Genomic DNA, 1,638 nt, shown 5'->3' with positions numbered 1-1,638 from the left:
CCGTAAAAAAGTTACATTGAAAGGCGCATTCCCCTATATAGATTCAGCTGAGTTCAGTCAACTATATAGCTAAAAGCCCACGGAGCAGTAAGACGACAGATTATATAGACAGAAAACCGACAGCTATTTGCTTGCGACACAAGCTAAATAGGCGTTGAAAGTTTTGTACGCACGCAATGAAAAAGAATACATAAAGCGAGCCTTTCCACCAACAGAGTGAAAAGTAGAAAGTACAGACAACACGACACGGTATAGAAAGCTCTGTCATGTCGTAAATTAATTAGGATTCCAGAGCAATTTAAGCTCTGGAAATAAAACTAAAGCGTGGAATCGCATTAGGAAAACAGAATTTATAGCCCGTAAGTGATGCAGACAACAAAGTCTTGCGATTGAACGCAGACCATTAATGTTAGTACGCACTATCACTTACTTCTTAGCGTTGAAAGGCAGCACCGGACTTGAGCGAGCATAAATACATATGCCCAGATCATTTGAAGGAAGCAATAAGACCAGACAATAGTTAGGAAATAGAAGTAAAACCAACAAACGCCATATGTGGCCACTTCCCCACCGCGAATTTGTCACGGGTACTGGGTGTTGCTGCTATGTATTGGAATTTGTTAGCTCGCTAACTTGATTTATAGCTGAGTAATTTTACTTTAAACCAAGCTGTCTTCCTGCGATTTCCAGCACAAAACTGGATTTCATTCATGAAAAGAATGCTTATAAACGCAACTCAAAGTGAAGAGTTACGTGTTGCCCTTGTAGACGGCCAAAAACTCTACGATCTTGATATCGAAGCGAGTTCTCGCGAACAGAAAAAAGCAAACATTTATAAAGGTAAGATCACTCGTATCGAGCCCAGCCTTGAAGCTGCATTTGTTGATTTTGGTGCTGAGCGCCACGGTTTCCTCCCTTTAAAAGAAATCTCTAAAGAATATTTTGACCCCGCTGCCGGTAAAGGCCGGGTCAATATCAAGCAAGCCTTAAGAGAAGGTCAGGAAGTTATAGTTCAGGTTGATAAAGAAGAGCGTGGCAACAAAGGCGCCGCACTGACGACCTTTATCAGCCTTGCCGGTCGTTACTTGGTTCTTATGCCTAATAACGCACGTGCTGGCGGCATTTCTCGCCGCATCGAAGGCGACGACCGCTCACAACTTAAAGAAGCCATGTCCGGCCTTGAAACGCCACGCAACATGGGTGTTATCGTTCGTACTGCTGGCGTAGGTCGTTCAACAGAAGAGCTACAATGGGACCTTGATTACCTTCTACAATTTTGGGAATCAATTACCAGCGCTTCTGAAAGCCGCCCCGCTCCTTTCCTCATATACCAGGAAAGCAATGTCATCATCCGTGCTATTCGCGATTACTTGCGCCAGGACATTGGCGAAGTACTTGTTGACGCACCGCTTGTGTTTGAAGATGTTCTAAATTTCGTTCGTTCAGTTATGCCTGCTTATGAAAGCAAGATCAAACTCTACCAAGACGAAACGCCATTATTCAGCCGTTATCAGATCGAAGCTCAAATCGAGACAGCGTTCCAACGCGAAGTAAAACTGCCTTCTGGCGGCTCAATTGTTATCGACCCAACGGAAGCACTTGTTTCAATCGATATCAACTCAGCTCGTGCAACTAAGG

Annotated in this window: 1 protein-coding gene; it reads left to right on the top strand. The window is 44.0% G+C overall.

The window, feature by feature from the left end; translation table 11 throughout:
- Nucleotides 1–710: 710 nt before the first annotated feature.
- A partial coding sequence (locus tag A3735_RS23080; protein ID WP_156499854.1) for an Rne/Rng family ribonuclease occupies nucleotides 711–1,638 on the top strand: 928 nt, incomplete at its 3' end.

This window comes from Oleiphilus sp. HI0061, from assembly GCF_001635675.1.
Note: the sequence above shows the minus strand (reverse complement) of the source record. Positions and strands in the feature narration are given on the sequence as shown.